This window comes from Streptomyces sp. NPDC006655 (assembly GCF_040703965.1).
Lineage (GTDB): Bacteria > Actinomycetota > Actinomycetes > Streptomycetales > Streptomycetaceae > Streptomyces.
In genome coordinates, this window is the sequence record NZ_JBEYJU010000055.1 from 14,894 (window position 1) to 30,193 (window position 15,300).

At 70.6% G+C, this 15,300-nt stretch carries 20 protein-coding genes and 1 pseudogene; 14 read left to right on the forward strand and 7 right to left on the reverse strand.

The genetic code is table 11. The features are described from left to right. Window positions 1-189 precede the first annotated feature (189 nt). A complete protein-coding gene (locus tag AB0958_RS27890; protein WP_366893270.1) occupies window positions 190-1,335 on the forward strand; it encodes a hypothetical protein in 1,146 nt (381 codons plus the stop codon). A gap of 27 nt (window positions 1,336-1,362) precedes the next feature. On the opposite strand, the gene AB0958_RS27895 is transcribed toward AB0958_RS27890, so the two are convergent. Then, window positions 1,363-2,337: a zinc-binding dehydrogenase gene (locus tag AB0958_RS27895; RefSeq protein WP_366893227.1), complete on the reverse strand. Its 975-nt coding sequence runs from the start codon at window positions 2,335-2,337 to the stop codon at window positions 1,363-1,365. A gap of 103 nt (window positions 2,338-2,440) precedes the next feature. Between AB0958_RS27895 and AB0958_RS27900 the strand changes: the two genes are divergently transcribed. Next, complete coding sequence (locus AB0958_RS27900) at window positions 2,441-2,773, forward strand: transcriptional regulator (RefSeq protein ID WP_366893228.1); 333 nt, start codon at window positions 2,441-2,443, stop codon at window positions 2,771-2,773. 50 nt (window positions 2,774-2,823) lie between these two features. Here the strand turns inward: AB0958_RS27900 and AB0958_RS27905 are convergent, their stop codons facing one another. Further along, window positions 2,824-3,282, reverse strand: coding sequence for an ATP-binding protein (locus AB0958_RS27905; protein WP_366893229.1), 459 nt, complete (start codon window positions 3,280-3,282; stop codon window positions 2,824-2,826). 234 nt (window positions 3,283-3,516) lie between these two features. Between AB0958_RS27905 and AB0958_RS27910 the strand changes: the two genes are divergently transcribed. The 5 genes from AB0958_RS27910 (at window position 3,517) to AB0958_RS27930 (ending at window position 6,129) form a co-directional block, all read left to right on the forward strand. Further along, window positions 3,517-4,368, forward strand: coding sequence for a helix-turn-helix transcriptional regulator (locus AB0958_RS27910; protein WP_366893231.1), 852 nt, complete (start codon window positions 3,517-3,519; stop codon window positions 4,366-4,368). Between the two features lie 10 nt (window positions 4,369-4,378). Beyond that, the gene (locus AB0958_RS27915) at window positions 4,379-4,561 is read left to right on the forward strand and encodes a DUF397 domain-containing protein (RefSeq protein ID WP_366893232.1); all 183 of its coding nucleotides are present in this window, start codon (window positions 4,379-4,381) and stop codon (window positions 4,559-4,561) included. Between the two features lie 212 nt (window positions 4,562-4,773). Next, entirely contained in the window at window positions 4,774-5,049 is a 276-nt protein-coding gene (locus AB0958_RS27920; protein WP_366893233.1) for a winged helix-turn-helix domain-containing protein, read from the forward strand. After that, window positions 4,959-5,657 (forward strand): transposase, encoded by a 699-nt coding sequence (locus AB0958_RS27925; protein ID WP_366893234.1) that lies wholly within the window; start codon window positions 4,959-4,961, stop codon window positions 5,655-5,657. The genes AB0958_RS27920 and AB0958_RS27925 overlap by 91 nt, the downstream gene beginning before the upstream one ends. A 4-nt stretch (window positions 5,658-5,661) precedes the next feature. Further along, window positions 5,662-6,129 carry a hypothetical protein gene (locus tag AB0958_RS27930; RefSeq protein ID WP_366893235.1) on the forward strand — a complete coding sequence of 156 codons (468 nt, stop codon included), beginning with the start codon at window positions 5,662-5,664 and terminating at the stop codon, window positions 6,127-6,129. Between the two features lie 67 nt (window positions 6,130-6,196). Here the strand turns inward: AB0958_RS27930 and AB0958_RS27935 are convergent, their stop codons facing one another. Further along, on the reverse strand, window positions 6,197-6,790 hold the full coding sequence (locus AB0958_RS27935) for a hypothetical protein (RefSeq protein WP_366893236.1): 594 nt from the start codon (window positions 6,788-6,790) through the stop codon (window positions 6,197-6,199). Further along, on the reverse strand, window positions 6,790-7,128 hold the full coding sequence (locus tag AB0958_RS27940) for a hypothetical protein (RefSeq protein ID WP_366893237.1): 339 nt from the start codon (window positions 7,126-7,128) through the stop codon (window positions 6,790-6,792). The genes AB0958_RS27935 and AB0958_RS27940 overlap by 1 nt, the downstream gene beginning before the upstream one ends. A 145-nt stretch (window positions 7,129-7,273) precedes the next feature. On the opposite strand from AB0958_RS27940, the pseudogene AB0958_RS27945 reads away from it, so the two are divergent. From AB0958_RS27945 to AB0958_RS27955, 3 genes and pseudogenes are all read left to right on the forward strand, one after another. Beyond that, window positions 7,274-7,444 (forward strand): annotated as a pseudogene (locus tag AB0958_RS27945) (IS5/IS1182 family transposase); the annotation flags it as partial. Next, window positions 7,401-7,868, forward strand: a complete 468-nt coding sequence (locus AB0958_RS27950; protein ID WP_366893238.1) for a hypothetical protein — start codon at window positions 7,401-7,403, stop codon at window positions 7,866-7,868. The pseudogene AB0958_RS27945 and the gene AB0958_RS27950, both read left to right, overlap by 44 nt. Before the next feature lie 106 nt (window positions 7,869-7,974). Continuing rightward, the gene (locus AB0958_RS27955) at window positions 7,975-8,739 is read left to right on the forward strand and encodes an SDR family oxidoreductase (protein ID WP_366893239.1); all 765 of its coding nucleotides are present in this window, start codon (window positions 7,975-7,977) and stop codon (window positions 8,737-8,739) included. Between the two features lie 130 nt (window positions 8,740-8,869). On the opposite strand, the gene AB0958_RS27960 is transcribed toward AB0958_RS27955, so the two are convergent. Together AB0958_RS27960 and AB0958_RS27965 are read right to left on the reverse strand one after the other, a co-directional pair. Beyond that, the gene (locus AB0958_RS27960) at window positions 8,870-9,508 is read right to left on the reverse strand and encodes a helix-turn-helix domain-containing protein (protein ID WP_366893240.1); all 639 of its coding nucleotides are present in this window, start codon (window positions 9,506-9,508) and stop codon (window positions 8,870-8,872) included. Window positions 9,509-9,566: 58 nt separating this feature from the next. Next, window positions 9,567-10,229: a PH domain-containing protein gene (locus AB0958_RS27965; RefSeq protein WP_366893241.1), complete on the reverse strand. Its 663-nt coding sequence runs from the start codon at window positions 10,227-10,229 to the stop codon at window positions 9,567-9,569. A gap of 132 nt (window positions 10,230-10,361) precedes the next feature. Between AB0958_RS27965 and deoC the strand changes: the two genes are divergently transcribed. From deoC to AB0958_RS27980, 3 genes are read left to right on the forward strand one after another with little or no spacing between them, the layout of a single operon-like run. Next, window positions 10,362-11,315, forward strand: a complete 954-nt coding sequence (deoC, locus tag AB0958_RS27970; RefSeq protein WP_360526212.1) for a deoxyribose-phosphate aldolase — start codon at window positions 10,362-10,364, stop codon at window positions 11,313-11,315. Window positions 11,316-11,335: 20 nt separating this feature from the next. After that, entirely contained in the window at window positions 11,336-12,772 is a 1,437-nt protein-coding gene (locus tag AB0958_RS27975) for an aldehyde dehydrogenase family protein (RefSeq protein ID WP_366893271.1), read from the forward strand. Beyond that, on the forward strand, window positions 12,765-13,661 hold the full coding sequence (locus AB0958_RS27980; RefSeq protein ID WP_366893242.1) for an aldehyde dehydrogenase family protein: 897 nt from the start codon (window positions 12,765-12,767) through the stop codon (window positions 13,659-13,661). The genes AB0958_RS27975 and AB0958_RS27980 overlap by 8 nt, the downstream gene beginning before the upstream one ends. 181 nt (window positions 13,662-13,842) lie before the next feature. Here AB0958_RS27980 and AB0958_RS27985 read toward each other — a convergent pair whose 3' ends face one another. Next, a complete protein-coding gene (locus AB0958_RS27985) occupies window positions 13,843-14,241 on the reverse strand; it encodes a hypothetical protein (RefSeq protein WP_366893243.1) in 399 nt (132 codons plus the stop codon). Between the two features lie 127 nt (window positions 14,242-14,368). Between AB0958_RS27985 and AB0958_RS27990 the strand changes: the two genes are divergently transcribed. After that, on the forward strand, window positions 14,369-15,013 hold the full coding sequence (locus AB0958_RS27990) for a uridine kinase (protein WP_366893244.1): 645 nt from the start codon (window positions 14,369-14,371) through the stop codon (window positions 15,011-15,013). Window positions 15,014-15,300 lie beyond the last annotated feature (287 nt).

Here is a 15,300-nt window from a genome sequence, read left to right on the forward strand (position 1 = left end):
CTCCCCCGCAGGCCCAGGTACGAGTCCGGGGCACCCCATCGGGTGATTTCCCACCAGTAGGTGACCCGGGCTCCACGTCCGGCCCCGACGACCGGGAAACGGTGGTGCGGTACCGCCCGCCCCGCCAGCCGTCGCACAGGAGCCGCCGCCGTGTCCTCGACCGCCCCCGACACCGTCCCCAGCGGGCACATCCCGGGCACCCGACGACCCGGCCCGCCGGCCGCGACGGCGCCGCGCCCCGCCCTGCGCCGGGCGGCCCCGGCCTTGGCCGGGTACCTCGCCGTACGGCTCACCGGGCTGGCGTTCCTGGCCGTCTGGGCGCACCGGCGGCACCACGGGATCTGGCCGATGCTGGCGACGCAGTGGGACTCCCGCTGGTACCTCGGGATCGCCGACCACGGCTACGCGCACACCCTGGGCGTGGCCTACGACCACAACAACCTCGCCTTCTTCCCGCTCTACCCGCTGCTGGTCAAGGCGGTCGCGGTGGTGACCCCGGGCACCCGGGCCAGTACCGGCCTCGCGCTCGCGTGGCTGGCCTCGCTCGTCGCCGCCTGGGGGGTGTTCGCGGTGGGCGACCGACTGGCCGGCCGCCGGGTCGGCGTCCTGCTCACGGTCCTCTGGGCGGCGTACCCGGTGGGCCTCGTCGAGTGGATGGGCTACACCGAGTCGCTCTTCACGGCGTTCGCCGCGTGGACGCTGTACGCGGTGCTGGCCGAGCGCTGGTGGTGGGCAGCGGCGGGCGCGGTGCTCGCCGGGCTGACCCGGCCGACGGGCATCGCCGTGGCCGCGGCCGTCACCGTCACCGCGCTGCTCTCGCTGCGCACCCGCTTCTCGCCCCGCGCCCTGGCGGCCGCCCTGCTGGCGCCTCTCGGCTGGTGCGCCTACGTCGGCTGGGTGGGTGTCAGACTCGGGCGCTGGGACGGCTATTTCGCCGTTCAGCGGTTGTGGCACAACGAGGTGGACGGCGGCGCGGAGACCGTGCGCTGGCTGCGGCAGCTGTTCGGGCAGGTGTCGCGGCCGGAGCTGTTCCTGGTCGTGGTGAGCGTGACGATGCTGGTGTCGGTGGTGCTGTTCGGGTGCGCGCTCGCGGACCGGCAGCCGGTGCCGCTGCTGGTCTTCGGCGGGGTGCTGCTGGTGATCGTGCTGACCAGCGGCGGGGTGTACTTCCCGCGCGCCCGTTTCCTCCTCCCGGGTTTCCCGCTGCTGCTGCCGCTCGCCGGGTATCTGGCCCGCGCCTCGCGCCGCTTGCGGCTGCTGGTGCTGACGTCGGCGGTGCTTGGGTCGGCGTACTGCGGCGCGTACATGCTGCTGGTGTGGCCGAGCGCGCCGTGACCCACGGCCGGGCGACGCACGGCGTTCTCACCCCGCGACCCGCAGCAGCAGCTTGCCCGTGCTGGTCCGGCCGCCCATCAGGCGGTGCGCCTTTGCCGCCTCCTCCAGGGCGAACTCGGCCGTGACCGGCAGGGTGACCGTGCCGTCCACCGCCTTCGCGAAGGCACGGGCGGACAGCTCCCGCAGCACGTCAGGCGCCGACTGGGCCAGCCCCAGGACGGAGAAACCGGCGACCGACAGACCCCGCGGATACAGCTCGGACTGGCCCGCCGTCCAGGCCGGCTCGCCGCTCGCGTTGCCGTAGGAGACCAGGCGGCCGAAGCGGGCCAGGGACGCCAGGCCCGCTTGCAGCGTCCGGCCGCCCACGGGGTCGAGGACCAGGTCGACGCCCCGGCCGCCGGTGGCCTTCTGGACCCCCTCCTCGAAGTCGCCGACGAAGACCTCGTCGTAGCCGTGGTCCCGGGCGTACGCCGCCTTGGCCGCGCTCGACACCACGCCGTACACCGCGGCCGCGCCCGCCGCCACGGCCAGGTGTCCGGCCGCCGTGCCGACCCCGCCCGCCGCGCCCTGCACCAGGACGGTCTCGCCCGGCTGGAGGCGCCCGACGGTGTGGACGAGGGCGTACGCGGTCGGCAGGACGGACGGGAGTGTGGCCCCGGTGCGCAGGTCCGCCCCGGCCGGCAGCGGGAAGACCGTCGCCGCGTCCGTCACGACCACGTCCGCGTAGGCGCCGCCCTGCGTCAGGGCGGCCACCTCCTGGCCGACGGCGAGGTCCGTGACGCCTGCGCCGAGGGCCCGGACGCGCCCCGAGACCTCGAGTCCCGGCCGGAACGGCAGATGCGGCACGCGGTAGCCCTCCGCGCGCGCCTTGAGGTCGGCGAAGTTCACGCCGGTGTACGCCACCTCGATGCCCACCTCGCCGGGACCCGGCTCCGGGACCTCCGCCTCCACCACCCTGAGAACCTCGGGACCGCCGTACTCCTGGAACTCGACCGCGCGCATGGCACACATCCCTCAGCGAGTGTTCAACATCAATCGAACAGTCGGGAGTGTATGGTTTTCATCGAACACTCGGCAAGCGGAACACGGCAGCGAGGAGAAAGGCATGGCCGGCACGAGCCACCGGGCCGCCCCCGAGCACACCCACCCCGACGAGGTAGCCGTCACCACCGCGCTCGCCGCGCTCGCCGACCCCGTACGGCTCACACTCGTCCGGGAGCTGGCCGCCAGCGCCGACTGGTCCCGCAGTTGCGGCAGCTTCGACGTGCCCGTCGGCAAACCCGCCCTCAGCCACCACTTCTCCGTGTTGCGGGCGGCCGGGCTCGTCGAGCAGCGCGACGAGGGCCCACGCCGCGTCAACCGCCTCCGCCGAGCAGAGTTCGACGCCCGCTTCCCGGGCCTCCTCGACCTGGCCCTGCGCCCGGAGCCGCACCCGTAGCACATCGCCTACCGGCGACCCCGACGAGGCCTGGGCACACCCCGCTCACATCAGGGACTTCCTTCCCTGCCCCCCACCTCGAACCAGAGCAGCTTCCCGGCGCCGCGATCCAACGGACTTTCTCCGAGCGACCAGCCGCCCCACCGGTCGGCGCACTCCGCCACGAGCCCCAGCCCACGCCCGCCCTCGGCGTCGACCGGCGCGGACGGCACCCGATCCCGGGGTGGTCCGCCGAAGGGAGCGGGGACATGTGGATGCCCGTCCCAGACCCCGACCCGCAGCCGCCCGTCATCAAGAGCGGTGAGACGCAGCGAGACAGCCCCGCAGCTGTGCAGATAGGCATTGGTGACCAGCTCCGAGGTCAACAACTCGACGGTGTCGCGGACTTCACCTCTGCCGTGACTGTCCAGCACGGACCGTACGGTCATACGTGCGACACGTGCGGCGCGCGGGTCATGGGGTAGGCGGAGGGCGTACACCCATGTGTTGCTCGGGGCTACGGTGACCATGAACGGCTCCTGCGGCGAGAGGACTTGGTTCGCCCGACGTATCCGCCCCAGCGGTGGCAGTGCCGCGCCCGGACAGGTCGACGCGGTGCGCTTCCGGCTTGGGGGCGGGAGTTGGGCGGCTGGGGTCAAACGTAGACTGCGGGGCCTGAAGGTTTTGCAGTATCGAGCAAAACCTTCAGTAAGACCCTTCGTGTGGGTGACCACTACGCCAGGTGTATGAAACGGAGTGAGGGCATGCCACCGAGGCCCACCCCCACGGCACGGCGCCTCCGTATCGGCACAGAGCTGCGCCGGCTACGCGAACGCGCAGGCATGACCGCCGCCGAGGCCGCCAGATCCCTGGGTACGACACAGGCGCAGATCAGCAACATCGAGGCGAACCGCTTCGGCATCAGCGCGGAACGCGTCCACACGCTGGCCCACATCTACGGCTGCACGGACCGGCCCTTGGTCGACGCCCTCGCCGCCATGGCCGCCGACCGAACCCGCGGCTGGTGGGAGGAGTACCGCGACAACCTGCCGTCTCGCCTCCTCGACCTGGCCGAACTGGAACACCACGCCGAAGCGCTGCGCGTGACTCAGGTCATCAACATCCCAGGCCTGCTCCAGACGCCGGAACACGCCCGCGCCCTGTTCCGGGAAGCTGTGCCCGCACTGCGTCCGCACGAGATCGAGTACCGCATCTCACATCGCATCAAGCGTCAGGCCATCCTCAACCGCGAACAGCCTCCGTCGTACACGGCCATCGTCCACGAGGCCGCCTTGCGCATGCAGTTCGGCGGTCGCGAGGTGGCCAGAACCCAGTTGCAGCACCTCGCCGAGATCAGCGGACACCCCGCCGTCACCCTCCGCGTGATCCCTTTCGACGGCACTTCCTTCCCCACCACGGGCCACGCTGTCGACTACTTTCACGGTCCGGTACCCGTCCTCGACACCGTCGAGGTGGACACCGCGCACGGCAACGAACTTGTCCACGCCCCAGGACAATTGGAGAAGTACCGACTTGTCCTGGACCGAATGGAATCCGTCGCCCTGGAACCTACCCCTTCGCTCGATCTCGTCCACCGCATCGCCCAAGACATCTGAGAGACGAACCATGACCGAACCGACCTGGCAGAAGTCGACCTACAGCGAAGAAGGCTCGGCCTGCGTGGAGATAGCACCCACCCCGACCACCATCCGCATACGCGACTCCAAGCACCCCTCCGGCCCTCACCTCACCCTCCACCGGGCCGCCTGGGCAGACTTCGTCACGCACACGGCGAGGACAGGGCGCTGAACCTGGACTCCGGAGGGGCGCAGCACCCCTGCCGGACAATCCTTCGTGTACGAGGCCACCGCCGGGGCGTTGGTGGCGGCCAGCGCGGCGGCTTCAGAAGCCTTCCCGGCTGGCGGCCGGTATCGGCAGCGTCGGTGGCATGGCCTTCGCCGGAATCGGCAGTGACCTCCAGGTCATGAAGGCCGCAGAGTACGCAGACGACGCTGCCGCCCATGCTGGCGACGCAGTCACCTACGCCGCCGTGGCGGCGCTGGCGCTGGTCAAGATCCCTGATCGGTCGCCTCATCCATGTCTCGTACACCGTGGAGGGCACCTGGCAGTTGCTGAAGCGGCACGGCTGGTCATGGCAGCAGCCTGCTCGGCGGGCGATCGAGCGGGATGACGAAGCGGTCGAGCTGTGGAAGAAGGAGGTCTGGTCGCGGGTAAGAGCACGGCGGCGGTACGTGGGGCCTGGATCGTCTTTCAGGACGAGGCCGGCCAGTCGATGATGCCGCCGCGTGCCAGGACCTGGGGCCGGGTCGGCCGCACTCCGGTGGTGCGGGTCCGCGGGCGGGGATCCGGACGGGTCTCGATGGCAGGCATGGTCTGCTACAGGCACGGGGAACGGTCGCGGCCGATCTACGCCGTGCGCGAGTACGGCGGCCGCAAAGACGAGCCGAAGGGCTTCGGCTGGCGCGATCTGCGGGATCTGCTTGTCCGAGCTCGCATCCAGCTTGGCGGCCCGATCGTGCTCGTCTGGGACAACGTGCGGCTGCACCTGGCCGCCGGGATGAGGGAATGGGCCGCTGTGAACGTGCACTGGCTCACCATCTTCCAGCTGCCTGCATACGCACCTGACCTCAACCCGCAAGAAGGCATCTGGTCGCTGGTCAAGCGAGAGGTCGGCAACCTCGCCGCGGCCGACCTGGCCCAGATCACCAAGGCTGTCAAGCGCAGACTCAAGCAGATCCAGTACCGATCGGACATTAGTCGACGGCTGCCTCGCCGGCACTGGCCTTGCCATCCACAAGTAACGAACCCAGGGAACGGCCGGCCTGCCACGTGGCCCTACGATCGCGGCACCCAGCCGAACGCTTGTACCCGACGAATTGAGTAAGCCCGTGAGCGACGACGTCCTGTCGATCATTCCGACCGATCCCCAGTGGCAGCCCGATCGGGCGGCGGCCGAGCGGACTGCCGCGCTTGCCGCGGACCTGGCTCCCGGCCTGCCCAACGGCGTGGAAATCGAGATCGACGTCACCTGGCACGACGCCCTCACACCCGTCGACTGCGGCGACAACCTGGAACGGATCGGCTGCCCGCACTGCGGCGCCTCCATCGATACCGAGTGGTACGCCGACCTGCTGGAAAGCCACTGTGAGGACGGCTTCGCCACCTTGGCCGTGGAAGTGCCCTGCTGCGGCGCCGCCACGTCGCTTGACGTGTTGGACTACGACTGGCCATGCGGCTTCGCCCGCTTCGAGATCGCCATCTGGAACCCCGAACGTTACTGGTTCGGCGACGAGGAACTGGCCACTATCGGCGACACACTCGGGCACCCGGTGAAGCAGATCAGAGGCCACATCTGACTCAGGTCTCCGCAGGATCCAAGTGCAGCCGTCCAGCCCGGCATCACCCATTCAAGTTCAGTAGCGTTCAGCGCACGAACAGGAAAACAGCGATCACCGCGATGCCGACCGCGTACATGCATCGGGTCTTCCATTTCTGAAGCTCCTGCTCCAGTTTCTTCAGCTTCGCGGTGTACTGCCGTTTACCCTGCTCCTCTTGCCAGCGATAACTCTCCGCGAGGGCCACCACGTCCAACTTGACGAGGGAATTCTTCGCTTCCGCGAGCCCTCGGTTCGCTTCGGCGATGAGGGACAGTGTTTCCCTCTTGGCCTCCACCAGCTTCTTCATGTCCTCCAGGACCCGGCCCAGATCGGAGACCACGGGATCGCTCTCCAGGTAGTTCACGGCCCGTGAAAAGTCTTCCAAGCGCCTCGAATCCACCAGATGGGCAGTGCTGGAGAAACCTTCGAGGATATCCATGCTCAGACCGTTGGCCGCCTGACTGAACATCTCGGCCATCGACCAGTTCATCTTGGTCGACAGTGCGTTAGAGAAGTCTCTGAGGACCTTTGCGTCAAGGCGGTTGAGGGCTGAGGCGACCTCGGGGAACTCCTTCGCCACTTCGTTGATTACGACGTGGGTGTCCCGGCCGGATTGAAAGGAGAGGTACTTGTCGCCCATCAGAGGTTGATGGTGCCGCTGAAGTCCCTGCCCACGTTGTAGTTCGTCTGAGCGTGTACCTCGCCGAACGTCACGGCGGAGGTCGAGTTGTCGACCGTCAGGTTGTGCTGGATGAGCCTGACCCTCCAGTAGGCGGCGATGTCCTCCAACGGGAGAGCTTCCTCCCTGAGCAGGACCGCGTGGTCGGCGGCTTCCTCCGCGTACCGGTCCTGAACTTCCCGGGGCGCACCGGAGACCAGCGCCCTGACACGTTCGCGTACGCGGTCGAGGAGCCCTGTGGCTGCGCCTGCGGCGACAGCTTCGGTGACTGCGACAGCGGCGTCAGTGGCGTTGACCATCAGAGGAAAGTATCGAAGCGGGAGATCCGTTGCAGGGAAATGCCATTTTTGCCAGGTATGGAACCGGAGCGGCTACTGGACGTGCTGGAGACGCCGACGGCTTCGGCGGCAGACGAGAACGGGGAGTCAGTCCGCGCCTTGGTGGCTGGTGACGGTTCTGCGGCACCGGGGTGCGGACGCGGCCCGCAGGGGCTGGCCGTGGAGTCTTTCACGCAAGGACCGGGCCCTGCTTGTTACGGCGTACTGACGAACGGATTTCACGATGCGCCAGCTTGCCCCGCTGTGCGCGATCTCGAGGTCCGCAGCGGACCGCATCGAGACTGCTCCTGCACCGCAGAGACGGTGAGGACCTGGTCCTCACCACCGCCGCGCGGGCCGAGCAGGACCAGACCGTGGTGTCGGCGGCCACCCGCATGCTGGTCGCGCTGGCCCGCCGGGAGCCCGGCAGCACCGAACTACTGCTCGACATACTGCCGGACGCCTTCCCGTGGGTCCGATTCCTGCCCGAGCCCGATCTCCACGCGTTCACCGTCGAACTGGTCGACACCATGCGCGCCGCCGACTCGGTCGGCAACACCGCCTCCGTGGCCCAGTTGCTCATCGCCTGGCAGCACACTGCCGAGGTCTCCTCCGACCTTGCTCTACTGGCCGCGCTGACCAGCAGTCACGACGAGGACTACGGCCCGGCACCCGACCCTCGGGACACCGCGCGACCCGGGCAGCCCGGCCCGGCCGAGTGAGGTGCCCGGCTGGGTCCTGGTCCCCGTTTCTGGACTTGCTGGTCCATTTTTCTCGGCGCACAGTGGTCCGCACCTGACCGGGAAACCGAGGACACGGAGGCTGATCATGAGCATGCGACTGGCGGGAAAGACCGCGCTGGTGACCGGATCCACCAGCAACATCGGACGGGCGATCGCCGAGGCGTTCGCCGCCGAGGGCGCGCATGTCGTCGTCTCGGGGCGGAGTGCCGAACGCGGGGCGGAGGTGGTCGAGGGGATTCGGGCGCGAGGCGGCCGCGCCGACTTCGTACGCGCCGACCTCGACGGCAGCGCCGCCGCGTCGCACGACCTGGCCGCGGAGGCGACGCGGGTGCTGGGCGGCCGTGTCGACGTACTCGTCAACAACGCCGGCATCTACCCGGCGGACACCACCCCCGCCACCGACGAGAAGACCTTCGACCGGGTCTACGCGGTCAACGTCAAGGCCCCCTTCTTCCTCACGGGGGCCGTCGCACCCGCCATGGCCGAGGCGGGCGCGGGCGCGATCATCAACCTGAGTTCGTGGATCGTACGCCTGGGCATCCCCGTCGGCGCGCTGTACAGCTCCACCAAGGGAGCCGTGGAGGCCCTGACCCGTGCCTGGGCCGCCGAGTTCGGGCCGCAGGGGGTGCGGGTGAACGCGATCTCCCCGGGGGCGGTGCTGCCGTCGGACGCCGAGGTGGCCGAGATCGGCGGCGCCATGATGAAGGGCACGCCGGCGGGCGGGATGGGCACGCCCGAGGCGATCGCGAGCGCGGCGGTGTACCTGGCCGCCGACGAGTCGTCGTTCGTGCACGGGATCGTGCTGGACGTGGACGGCGGCCGTACCGGTGTCGCGGTCGTCGCCGCCTGACGAACCCTCCGGCCGGCCGGCCCGGCGGTCATCGCGGCGTGAATAGCCCCACGGCCCGGCGGTCATCGCGGCACGACGAGCCCCACGGCCCGGCGGTCATCGCGGCACGACGAGCCCCACGGCCCGGCGGTCATCGCGGCGTGGCCGCACCGGCCGGCGTCAGGTCGCGGCGCAGGTCCGCGAGCCCCTGGTCGAGGGCGGCCCGCAGATGGTCGGAGCGGCCCGTCGCCAGCAGGATGGACACCCCTCCCTGGATCGCGGCCAGCAGCGCGGCGGCCCGTGCGTCGACGTCGAACTCGGCCGACGGGAACTCGGCCGACGGGCCCCCGGCCGCCCGCAACGCCCGGATCCCGGCCGCCAGGCTCTCCTGCCAGCGCCGCATCAACTCGGCGACGATCGCCCGTGCCCCCGGCGTCGAGCGCCCGACCTGGAGGAACAGTGACCCGAGGGGACAGGTGTCCCCCAGGATCTCGTAGCGGGCGACCACCACGTCCCGCCACCGCTCCCAGTTCTCCCAGGAGTCGAGGCAGCCCAGGTACGGCTGCTGGTCCTCCAGGACCTGGTCCGCCTCGTAGTGCGCGACGGCGAGCAGCAGTTCGTCCTTGCCGCCGGGGAAGTAGTGGAAGAGCTGGCTCTTGCTGGTGCTGGTGCGCGCCATGATGTCGTCGAGGGTGACCGAGCCGACGCCGTTCTCCCGCAGCGTGGCCGCGGCCCCCTCGACGATCCGGTGCCGGGTGGCCTTGCCCTTGGCCGTGAGTTCCCTGCGCATCGACCGGACCTCCGGAGAATGGACTGTACGGTCCACCGTACGGGCCGGCCGCCCGGAACTACCCCACCGCCAGCAGGATCGCCAGCAGCACCGCGCCCGCGACGGCCGGCGCGGCCACCTCGTAGGCCCACCGCACCGTCACGTCGCCCTGCGCCGACTCCGCCGCCTGCCTGCTCTCCAGCAGCTCCCGCAGGTCGTCCATGACCCGGTCGTTCTCCGCGCGCGTCGGCCCGGCCGCGCCGTCGGTGTCGCGCAGCGCCCGGAACCCGCCGCCGAACCCGCCGGGCATCCGCCCCGCGGCCCCCTGCCGCCCGCGCTGTGCGTCCGCCTCCGCCTTGGCCGTGCGGCGCGCGGCCTTCTTGCGGCCGCGCAGGGACACCGGGATCGACCACAGCTGGTACTTCGTACCCGACTTGGCGATCACCTCGTTCGAGTAACCGGAGCGCAGCGCGGCGACCTCCCCCCACGGCAACGTGACCACCCGGAACGGGTTGCGCACCCGCAGCCGGTCCTCGCCCGCGAACACGGCGGGCCGCAGGGTGAAGGCGACCACCAGCGGCACGACGAGGATCATCGCGGCCAGGGCGAGCCAGGGGGTGCGGCCGTGCCCGCGGATCAGCGCGTCGACGCCGAGCCAGCAGATGATGGCGAGCAGCAGGACGCCGCCGACCACCGCCATGGGTGAGCGGTAGACGCGGTCCTTGACGAGGGGCGTGGTCATGCCGCCGATTCTGCCTCAGCCCCATGACGAACGACTGATCGCCTCCACTCCCCGCGCCCCACCGCACGCCGGAAGAACCGCTCGCTCGGGGTGTACAGCCGCTACGCGCGTAGATATGCTCGGCTGGTGACCATGCCCACCACCGCACCCCACGCACTTGCTGACGTCACCGCGTCCGACAGCACGCTGCGCCGCTTCCTCCACGGGCTGCCCGGCGTCGACGCGGTCGGCCTGGAGGCGCGTGCCGCCTCGCTCGGCACCCGTTCGATCAAGACCACCGCGAAGGCGTACGCCATCGACCTCGCCATCTCGATGGTCGACCTGACGACGCTGGAAGGCGCGGACACCCCGGGCAAGGTCCGGGCGCTCGGCGCCAAGGCGGTCCACCCGGACCCCACGGACCGTACGACCCCCGCCACGGCCGCCGTCTGCGTCTACCCCGACATGGTGGCCGCCGCGAAGGAGGCCGTCGCCGGTTCGTCCGTCAAGGTCGCCTCCGTCGCGACCGCCTTCCCCGCGGGCCGCGCGGCCCTGCCGGTGAAGCTCGCCGACGTGCGGGACGCCGTGGCCGCGGGCGCCGACGAGATCGACATGGTCATCGACCGCGGCGCGTTCCTCGCGGGGAACTACCGCAAGGTGTACGACGAGATCGTCGCCGTGAAGGAGGCCTGCGGGGCCGCCGCCCGGCTCAAGGTCATCTTCGAGACCGGCGAGCTGTCGACGTACGACAACATCCGCCGGGCCTCCTGGCTCGGCATGCTGGCGGGCGCCGACTTCATCAAGACCTCCACCGGCAAGGTCGCCGTCAACGCCACCCCCGCGAACACCCTCCTGATGCTGGAGGCCGTGCGCGACTTCCGTGCGCAGACGGGCGTCCAGGTCGGCGTGAAGCCCGCCGGCGGCATCCGGACCAGCAAGGACGCGATCAAGTTCCTCGTCCTGGTCAACGAGACCGCGGGTCAGGACTGGCTGGACAACCACTGGTTCCGCTTCGGCGCCTCCTCGCTCCTGAACGACCTGCTGATGCAGCGTCAGAAGCTGGCCACCGGCCGCTACTCCGGCCCCGACTACGTGACGGTGGACTGATCACCATGGCCAAGGAAAAGATGACCACCGCTTTCGAGTACGCACCGGCGCCCGAGTCCCGCTCCGTCGTCGACATCGCCCCCTCCTACGGACTCTTCATCGACGGCGAGTTCACGGACGCGGCGGACGGCAAGGTCTTCAAGACGGTCAGCCCGTCCACCGAGGAGGTCCTCTCCGAGGTCGCCCGAGCCGGCGCCGAGGACGTGGACCGGGCCGTGAAGGCGGCCCGCAAGGCCTTCGAGATGTGGTCCGCGCTGCCGGGCTCCGAGCGGGCCAAGTACCTCTTCCGCATCGCGCGGATCATCCAGGAGCGCAGCCGCGAGCTCGCCGTCCTGGAGACCCTGGACAACGGCAAGCCCATCAAGGAGACGCGGGACGCCGACCTCCCCCTGGTCGCCGCGCACTTCTTCTACTACGCGGGCTGGGCCGACAAGCTCGACCACGCGGGCTACGGCGCGAACCCGCGGCCGCTGGGCGTCGCCGGCCAGGTCATCCCCTGGAACTTCCCGCTCCTGATGCTCGCGTGGAAGATCGCCCCGGCGCTCGCCACCGGCAACACGGTGGTCCTCAAGCCCGCCGAGACGACCCCCCTGTCCGCGCTCTTCTTCGCGGACGTCTGCCGCCAGGCGGGCCTGCCCAGGGGTGTCGTCAACATCCTCCCCGGCTACGGTGACGCGGGCGCCGCGCTCGTCGCCCACCCCGACGTGAACAAGGTCGCCTTCACCGGTTCCACCGCCGTCGGCAAGGAGATCGCCCGGACCGTCGCGGGCACCCGAAAGAAGCTCACCCTCGAACTGGGCGGCAAGGGCGCCAACATCGTCTTCGACGACGCCCCGATCGACCAGGCCGTCGAGGGGATCGTCACCGGGATCTTCTTCAACCAGGGCCAGGTCTGCTGCGCGGGTTCCCGTCTGCTCGTCCAGGAGTCGATCCACGACGAGCTGCTCGACTCCCTCAAGCGCCGCCTGTCGACGCTCCGGCTCGGCGACCCGCTGGACAAGAACACCGACATCGGCGCGATCAACTCGGCCGAGCAGCTGGCCCGGATCACCGCGCTCGCCGAGCAGGGCGAGGCGGAGGGCGCCGAGCGCTGGTCCCCGGCCTGCGAACTCCCGTCCGCGGGCTACTGGTTCGCACCGACGCTGTTCACGAACGTCACCCAGGCGCACACCATCGCCCGTGACGAGATCTTCGGCCCGGTCCTGTCGGTCCTCACCTTCCGCACCCCCGACGAGGCGGTGGCGAAGGCCAACAACACGCAGTACGGCCTCTCCGCCGGTATCTGGACGGAGAAGGGCTCCAGGATCCTGGCCGTCGCGAACAAGCTGCGCGCGGGCGTCGTCTGGTCCAACACGTTCAACAAGTTCGACCCCACCTCGCCGTTCGGCGGTTACAAGGAGTCGGGCTTCGGCCGCGAGGGCGGCCGTCACGGCCTGGAGGCATACCTCGATGTCTGACCGCAACGACCGTCTGAGCGTCTTCAAGACCTACAAGCTGTACGTCGGCGGGAAGTTCCCGCGTTCCGAGAGCGGCCGGGTGTACGAGGTGACCGACGCAAAGGGCAACTGGCTGGCCAACGCGCCGCAGTCGAGCCGCAAGGACGCCAGGGACGCGGTCGTCGCGGCCCGTAAGGCGTTCGGCGGCTGGGCCGGGGCCACCGCCTACAACCGGGGCCAGGTGCTCTACCGCGCCGCCGAGATGCTGGAGGGCCGCCGGGACCAGTTCGTGCGCGAGGTCGCCGACGCGGAGGGCCTCGGCAAGTCCAAGGCCGCCGCGGTCGTGGACGCGACGATCGACCGCTGGGTCTGGTACGCGGGCTGGACCGACAAGATCGCCCAGGTGGTCGGCGGCGCCAACCCGGTCGCGGGCCCCTACTTCAACCTCTCCTCCCCCGAACCGACGGGCGTGGTGGCCGTCCTGGCCCCGCAGGAGTCCTCGTTCCTCGGCCTGGTGTCGGTGATCGCCCCGGTGATCGCCACCGGCAACACGGCGGTCGTGGTGGCGAGCGAGCGGGCGCCGCTCCCGGCCCTCTCCCTCGCCGAGGTGCTCGCCACCTCCGACGTCCCCGGCGGCGTCGTCAACGTGCTCTCCGGCCGCACGAAGGAGATCGCGCCGACCCTGGCGTCCCACCAGGACGTCAACGCGATCGACCTCGCGGGCGCGGACGAGGCGCTGGCGAAGGAGCTGGAGATCGCGGCGGCCGACAACCTGAAGCGCGTCCTGCGCCCACAGGCTGTGGACGACTGGACGGCGACGCCCGGGACCGACCGCATGACGGCGTTCCTGGAGACGAAGACGGTGTGGCACCCGACGGGTTCCCTGGGCGCGTCGGGCTCCGCGTACTGACCACGAGCCCGAAACCGGCGAGCCGTGCTTCCCCTGCGTCCAAGGGGAGCACGGCTCTTCGTCTTCCCGCGGCGTCGGCTCCGTACAGATGAGCCGACATCCGCCGTCTCCGGGTCGGCGACCACCGGGGACGCGGCGAACCGTCGGCCGGTCAGGACGGGCCCGCGGTTCCCCGCTGCTTTCAGCCCCCCAGGAGCAACTGCCCCACCACCGGCACGTCCCCGATCGACGGGGCTTCCGCCACCGGTTCCGTCAGCGGCTTGGAGGTCAGCGGCTTGAAGTCGGCAAGCTGTGTGCCCACGCCGTTGTCCAGGGGGTCGACGCCGGTGCCCGCGAGCGGGTTGGGCTTCAGGCCCGCCACCGGTCCTGTGACGTACGGCAGCAGACCGCCCAGCGCGGTCAGTCCCGCCTGCGGGTCGACGGGGCTGACGGAGGTGGGCCGGTGCCGCACGGCGTCCTGCGCGGGCTGCGGGGCCGCGGCGGCCGTCGCGGCGCCCGCGCCGAGCGCGACGGAGGCGGTCGCCAGAGCGATCAGCGCGCGCTGGGCGGTCGGGTTCGGGGAGGACGCGGGTCGGGACATCGCTGGTGCCACCTTCGGGTGCGCTAAGTGATCGTGTCGGCACACAGGGTAGTTGAGGTGTGACTCACGCTCAAAAGCCGACCCGCGGGGTCGGCAGGAGGCTCCCCATACGTCAAACTGGTGTTCCGTGAGCATTCATCCTCCGCCCCCCGCCCGCGTCGTGCTGCTGTGCGGCCCCTCGGGTTCGGGCAAGTCCCTCGTCGCCGCCCGTTCCGGGCTTCCCGTGCTGCGTCTCGACGACTTCTACAAGGAGGGCGACGACCCGACCCTGCCGCTGGTGGCGGGGAGTTCGGACATCGACTGGGACCACCCGGAGTCCTGGGACGCGGAGGTCGCGGTCGAGGCCATCGGCCGGCTGTGCGCGACGGGTTCGGCGGGCGTGCCCGTGTACGACATCTCGCTGAGCGCCCGCACCGGTGAGGAGACCCTGCACATCGGCCGCACCCCGCTGTTCATCGCGGAGGGCATCTTCGCCGCCGAGATCGTGGAGCGCTGCCGCGAGCTGGGCCTGCTGGCCGACGCGCTGTGTCTCAGCCGGGGTCCGGTGAAGACCTTCCGGCGCCGCTTCCTGCGCGACCTCAGGGAGGGCCGCAAGTCGGTGCCCTTCCTGCTGCGCCGCGGCTGGCGGCTGATGCGCGCGGAGCGCGCGATCGTGGCCCGCCAGGTGTCCCTGGGCGCCCACCCGTGCGACCGGGACGAGGCGCTGAGCCGGATGGCGGCGGCCGCGGTGGGCCGGCAGAGCCGCGACCGCACCCAGGCCCCGGCGGCCTGAACGTCCTGGCCAAGACGGCCTGAGCGTCGCGAGTGAGGCGGCTGAGCGTCGCGGAGTGAGGCCACTGAGCGTCGTGGGCGAAGCATGAAAAAAGCGGGACTGGACGGACCCCCCGGCCCTCCAGTCCCGCTTCCCCCGTCGCTCCGCCGAACACCCCCGTGTCCCCCGTGGCGGAGCTCCCCCGTGCTTCCGAGTCCCCCCGGACTCGTTTCCCCCGTGGGTCCCCCCGGACCCTCCCCCGGGCCCCCGTTTCCCCCGGTTTCCCCGTCGGGATCCCCCCGGATCCC

Coding starts and splice junctions, on each gene's coding strand:
- AB0958_RS27895 (WP_366893227.1), bottom strand. CDS start 2,337: ATGCGCGCGGTCGAGTTCCAGGAGTACGGCGGTCCCGAGGTTCTCAGG.
- AB0958_RS27900 (WP_366893228.1), top strand. CDS start 2,441: ATGGCCGGCACGAGCCACCGGGCCGCCCCCGAGCACACCCACCCCGAC.
- AB0958_RS27905 (WP_366893229.1), bottom strand. CDS start 3,282: ATGGTCACCGTAGCCCCGAGCAACACATGGGTGTACGCCCTCCGCCTA.
- AB0958_RS27910 (WP_366893231.1), top strand. CDS start 3,517: ATGCCACCGAGGCCCACCCCCACGGCACGGCGCCTCCGTATCGGCACA.
- AB0958_RS27915 (WP_366893232.1), top strand. CDS start 4,379: ATGACCGAACCGACCTGGCAGAAGTCGACCTACAGCGAAGAAGGCTCG.
- AB0958_RS27920 (WP_366893233.1), top strand. CDS start 4,774: ATGCTGGCGACGCAGTCACCTACGCCGCCGTGGCGGCGCTGGCGCTGG.
- AB0958_RS27935 (WP_366893236.1), bottom strand. CDS start 6,790: ATGGGCGACAAGTACCTCTCCTTTCAATCCGGCCGGGACACCCACGTC.
- AB0958_RS27940 (WP_366893237.1), bottom strand. CDS start 7,128: ATGGTCAACGCCACTGACGCCGCTGTCGCAGTCACCGAAGCTGTCGCC.
- AB0958_RS27955 (WP_366893239.1), top strand. CDS start 7,975: ATGAGCATGCGACTGGCGGGAAAGACCGCGCTGGTGACCGGATCCACC.
- AB0958_RS27960 (WP_366893240.1), bottom strand. CDS start 9,508: ATGCGCAGGGAACTCACGGCCAAGGGCAAGGCCACCCGGCACCGGATC.
- AB0958_RS27965 (WP_366893241.1), bottom strand. CDS start 10,229: ATGACCACGCCCCTCGTCAAGGACCGCGTCTACCGCTCACCCATGGCG.
- deoC (WP_360526212.1), top strand. CDS start 10,362: ATGCCCACCACCGCACCCCACGCACTTGCTGACGTCACCGCGTCCGAC.
- AB0958_RS27975 (WP_366893271.1), top strand. CDS start 11,336: ATGACCACCGCTTTCGAGTACGCACCGGCGCCCGAGTCCCGCTCCGTC.
- AB0958_RS27980 (WP_366893242.1), top strand. CDS start 12,765: ATGTCTGACCGCAACGACCGTCTGAGCGTCTTCAAGACCTACAAGCTG.
- AB0958_RS27985 (WP_366893243.1), bottom strand. CDS start 14,241: ATGTCCCGACCCGCGTCCTCCCCGAACCCGACCGCCCAGCGCGCGCTG.